Raw genomic sequence first — 5,321 nt, 5'->3', positions numbered from 1 at the left:
TTTACTGATATAAGAGATATCTTTTCAGCTTTTTTTAATGCAATCCTTTTTGGTACTAATTCTCCAAATACTAATGTAAAATATGACAGTATTAAAGTTACACCTATCATAGAAATCTCATTAGCATAAGGAATATTAAATGGTGCCAATAATCCTGAAATATGTTCTGATATTCCTGTAGCAGCAGATGCACTTGAGAAAAATCCAGCTAAAGTTATACCTATTTGGATTGTTGATAAGAAATTACTTGGCTCTTCAATCAATTCCTCTAGCAATTTAGCTTTTGTGTTACCTTCCTCTTTTAATTTTCTTACCTTTGATTTGTTAATAGAAACAATCGCCATTTCTGCTGATGCAAAAAATGCATTAATAGCTGTAAGTAAAACTATTAATAATAATTGGGGTATAATGGCCCCGGGGTCTGAATCTAAATTATTCATTTTTTCCTCCTTAAAAATAGTAAAATATAATTTTGTTTGTTTATTAAAAAAAGACCTCAGAAATGTACCACTAAATTACGGGTGCAAATCTGAAGGTCTTGCTAACAAGTTTAATCTTGCTAATCAACCGGGATATAATCCGTAGTGACGATTGATTATCACGCTTGTGAAAGCTACTCCCCTTCAGGGAATCAAATTATATAATGATTTATATTATGATATATGAAAATAATTTTATCAATATATAAATTCATTATTTAAAATATTTAATAATTTTTTAAGAAGTTTAAAATATTATGCTGTGGAGATATGTGGTTGTTCCAGTGGGATGGACTGGATAGTTTTACATTTAAATGAATATATCAAGTTTTGAAAAGGATAGAATAATATAATAAAGTTTTCGTAATATTTTTAGTCTTAATTGGAAGAGGATAATTTTAGTACAAAATAGAAATTTTAATGTATGGAAAAAAATAGAATGGTGTGATATTATTAAATAAAAGAGAATATTTAGGGGAGCGACTTGCTGAGATTGAATTTTAAATTCTAAACCCATTGAACCTGTATGGATAATGCCGACGTAGGGAGATTAAATATTATATATTTAAGTTATTTTTAGCGTATTTTAAATTATTGTTAAAAATGATTATAATAATTATGATTGAAGGTCGTACATTTATTGTATGACTTTTTTTAGTATATAGATATTTGTTGAATAAATTAATGAAATGAATTTTTATTGCTAGGGTCTTTCTTACTATGTGTATATTATCTATACAGAAAAGGCTCTTTTTTTTATTGTAAAAATATGAACTAATAATTTTAAGGGGGAAATGAAATGAGTTACACAACACAAATGGATGCAGCTAGAAAAGGGATAATAACAGATGAATTAAAAGCAGTTGCAGAGTATGAAAATATGGATATTTGCGAATTGGTAGATTTAGTAGCTAAAGGTAAAGTAGTAATACCAGCAAATAAAAATCATAAAAGCTTAAAACCTTATGGAATAGGAAAAAAATTAAAAACTAAAATAAATGTAAATTTAGGAACTTCAAAGGACTGCCTTGATACAGATGTTGAAATGGAAAAGGTAATGAATGCGGTGAATTTAGGAGCAGAGGCAATAATGGACTTAAGTTCTTTTGGTGATACTAAAAAATTCAGAAGAAAGCTAATTGAGAAGTGTCCTGCAATGATTGGTACAGTTCCTATATATGATGCAGTAGTTTATTATAACAAACCATTAAGAAGTATAACTTCAAAAGAATGGATAGATGTGGTAAGAATGCATGCTGAGGATGGTGTAGATTTCCTAACACTTCATTGTGGTGTTAATAAACATACTGTAGAAAGATTTAAAAAGTCTAATAGACTTACAAATATAGTTTCTAGGGGAGGATCTATAATTTTTGCATGGATGGAGTTAACAGGAAATGAAAATCCATTTTATGAGTATTATGATGAAATATTAGATATATGTAGTGAACATGATGTAACAATAAGTTTAGGAGATGCTTGCAGACCAGGAAGTATAGCTGATGCTGGAGATGTATCTCAAATAGAAGAATTGGTAACTTTAGGAGAATTAACAACTCGTGCTTGGGAAAAAAATGTACAAGTTATGATAGAAGGACCTGGACATATGCCATTAAATCAAATTAAAGCTAATATGGAAATTGAAGAAACTGTATGCAAGGGAGCACCTTTTTATGTACTTGGACCATTAGTTACAGATGTGGCGCCAGGATATGATCATATTACAGCGGCTATAGGTGGATCAATTGCTGCAACTTATGGAGCTTCTTTCTTATGTTATGTTACACCAGCAGAACATTTAAGACTACCAACTGTTGAAGATGTCAAAGAAGGGATTATAGCTTCTAAAATAGCAGCTCATGCAGCTGATATTGCAAAAGGTGTAAATGGAGCAACTGATTGGGATAATGAAATGAGTAAAGCTAGAAGAGATTTAGATTGGGAAAAAATGTTTGATCTATCTATCGATCCAGAAAAAGCAAGAAGATACAGAGCTGAATCTAAGCCAGAAAATGAAGATACTTGTACTATGTGTGGAAAAATGTGTGCTGTTAGAAATATAAATAAGATTTTAAAAGGTGAAGATGTAGATATAATGGAATAATAAGTATATAATTTTATGTTTGAGGTTTAATCCTGTTAGTAACATTACTAACAGGATTTTTTTGTTAAAATCATTATAAATATTAGATAATATATGACGAGTGTATTAAATAATGCTAAACTTACTACTAAGTAGTGATTTTTTGAATAAAAAGCAAAGTTTTATAGGAGGTTAGGTATTAGGTGAATTCAATATTTAATAAATTTGATGAATATGTATTAATTACAAATAGCAATGGTGATATAGTTTTCGCAAATGATAAATTTTTGAAAAAGTTAAAATACAATGAAGAAGAAATATATGAATTAAATGTAGAAGATATTTTAGTAGATAAAGATAATTATAAAACAAACATATTAGAAGTTTCAGCAGATACAAGAATTGATATTAGCTTTTATTCAAAAAATAATAAAATAATACAATTATTTAGTGATATAAGCATAGGTTATTTTGAAAAAAATAAGGCTATTTTTATAATATCTAAAGATATTAAATATAAGTATTATAGTATTGAAGATTTAGAAGTTTTACTTGATAATATGGGATTAGTAGCCTTTTTAAGAGATAAAGATGGAAAGTATTTGTATGTAAATAATACTTATTCATCTATGCATTCAAAAAAATCAGAAGAATTATTAGGAACATATATGAAAGATTTTTTTGATAAAGATTTGGTTACACAATATATAAAAAATGATAAAGAAGTATTAAAGTTGAATTTTGCAAAATCATATAATGAAAAAGGTATATATTTCGATGAAGAAGTTTGGCATGATATTTATAAACATCCTATATATGATGAAAATGGAAATTATAAGTACATGGTATGTGTAGCGAAAAATGTAACCTTGGAAAAAGCAATAACAGAAGAACTTTATAAAAATTATAATAGAATAACTAATCTAAATAATATAGGAAAAAATAGAAATAATAATATAGATATGCATAGTCTATTAGAAGATATAGGTCATAAAATAACAAAAAGTATAGAAGCAAGTGGATTTAGTATATTATTATATGATGCAGAAAAACAAAGTCTTATACCATATGTTAAAATAAAAAATGCTATCAAAATATTTAGCGGTATAGAGTCTATACCTATAAAAAGTAATAAAGAGTATGATTATATGGTAAATAAATCATATGAGGGATTAAGATTAGTTGAGAGACCTCTTGACCAATATTATGTAAATGAAAAAAGTTTAGAAAATACTGTATATACAGCCTCGTATAAAATTAAACTGTATGATGAATTTATAGGTATATTAAACATATCTTATGACGATGTTACTAATCCTCCTAAATTTCAAGATGATTTTATGAAATTTATTTGTGATAATATAGCTATGATTATTAAGAGCTGCAGGCTTTCAAAAGTAACAAAACTAGAAAGTAAAAAAAGAAAAGATACAGAGTATGAGTTAGAACTTTATTTAAAAACAGCAGTTGACTTATTTGCTACATTTGATGAGTTGGGATACATAAAAAAAGTAAATTCAAACTGGACTAAACTATTAGGATGGAGTGAATATGAGTTAGTTAATCATAACTATGTTGAATTTGTATATCCAGAAGATTTAAATATTATTGTAGAAATAAAAGATATGCTAGATTGTTCATGTAGGCTTATTAATAGATACATGTGTAAAAATGGTGGATATAGATGGCTAGAATGGAACTACATGTATGATTCAGTAAATAACATAGTTATAGGAACTGCTAAAGATATCACAGAACAAAAGAATATTGAAGAACAAAGGAAAAGTTTGGAAGAAAAGGTTAGTTCAGAAATTGTTAAAAATGAATTTTTTGCTAATATATCTCATGAATTTAAAACTCCTTTAAATATAATATTAGGAACAACTCAACTAGCTAAAAAGAATATGGAGAATGATAACTTTAGCAGAGGAAGTGTGACCAAACATATAGATACAATAAAACAAAATTCATATAGACTTTTAAGGCTTGTTAATAATTTTATAGATATAAGTAAAATTGATATTGGATATTATAACATGCAGTTTTCAAATCATAATATAATAAATATCATAGAAGATATAACACTTTCAGTAGTAGATTATGTAGAGGATAAAAATATAAATCTTATATTTGACACAGATGTAGAAGAGGTAATATTATCCTGTGATCCTGATAAGATAGAACGAGTAATGCTAAACCTTTTATCTAATGCAATTAAATATACATCAGATAATGGAAGTATTGAAGTTAATATAACATCTGATTCAAAAGAAGTAAAAGTATCAGTAAAAGATACTGGTACAGGTATACCTCCAGATAAGCTAGAAATAATATTTGATAGGTTTGGACAAGCTAATACCCCTTTATCTAGAAGATTTGAGGGTAGTGGTATAGGTCTATCTCTTGTAAAGTCAATAGTTGAGAAGCATGGTGGAAATATAAAGGTATATAGTGATGTGGGAAAAGGTACTAATTTTGTCTTTAACATACCTATAAAAGTATTAGACGAAGAAGATGAGAATATTATAAATTGCAATAATAAAGATTTTCATATAGAAAAATGTCAAATAGAATTTTCTGATATATATAGTTTATAAAATATAGATTAAATTAAACCAGATGTTATAGCAATTATAAAATATGTATACATTTTGACCTTAAATTATTAAAACATATATTAATATGCATAAAAAAATAATATGTGACAAAAAATACTACATTTTACAACTTTGAAACAACTTAAATACAAAATAAATACC

3 protein-coding genes and 1 riboswitch are annotated in these 5,321 nt (G+C 26.7%); of the genes, 2 read left to right on the top strand and 1 reads right to left on the bottom strand.

The features are described 5' to 3' along the window. The coding region (locus J7G74_RS00535) for a CNNM domain-containing protein (RefSeq protein WP_297130370.1) at positions 1–440 on the bottom strand (440 nt) is incomplete at its 3' end. A 502-nt stretch (positions 441–942) separates the two neighbouring features. After that, positions 943–1,044, top strand: a riboswitch (TPP riboswitch). Positions 1,045–1,278: 234 nt separating this feature from the next. Here J7G74_RS00535 and thiC point away from each other — a divergent pair. Beyond that, a complete protein-coding gene (gene thiC / locus J7G74_RS00530; RefSeq protein WP_297130367.1) occupies positions 1,279–2,583 on the top strand; it encodes a phosphomethylpyrimidine synthase ThiC in 1,305 nt (434 codons plus the stop codon). Between the two features lie 182 nt (positions 2,584–2,765). Beyond that, positions 2,766–5,159 carry a sensor histidine kinase gene (locus tag J7G74_RS00525; RefSeq protein ID WP_297130364.1) on the top strand — a complete coding sequence of 798 codons (2,394 nt, stop codon included), beginning with the start codon at positions 2,766–2,768 and terminating at the stop codon, positions 5,157–5,159. The last annotated feature ends 162 nt before the right edge of the window (positions 5,160–5,321 follow it).

Origin of the sequence: Terrisporobacter sp. (assembly GCF_017888745.1) — a bacterium.
In the GTDB taxonomy this organism is placed as follows: domain Bacteria; phylum Bacillota; class Clostridia; order Peptostreptococcales; family Peptostreptococcaceae; genus Terrisporobacter.
Note: the sequence above shows the minus strand (reverse complement) of the source record. Positions and strands in the feature narration are given on the sequence as shown.

Excerpts from the sequence above, each read along its gene's own strand:
- thiC (WP_297130367.1), top strand. The coding sequence starts at position 1,279 with ATGAGTTACACAACACAAATGGATGCAGCTAGAAAAGGGATAATAACA.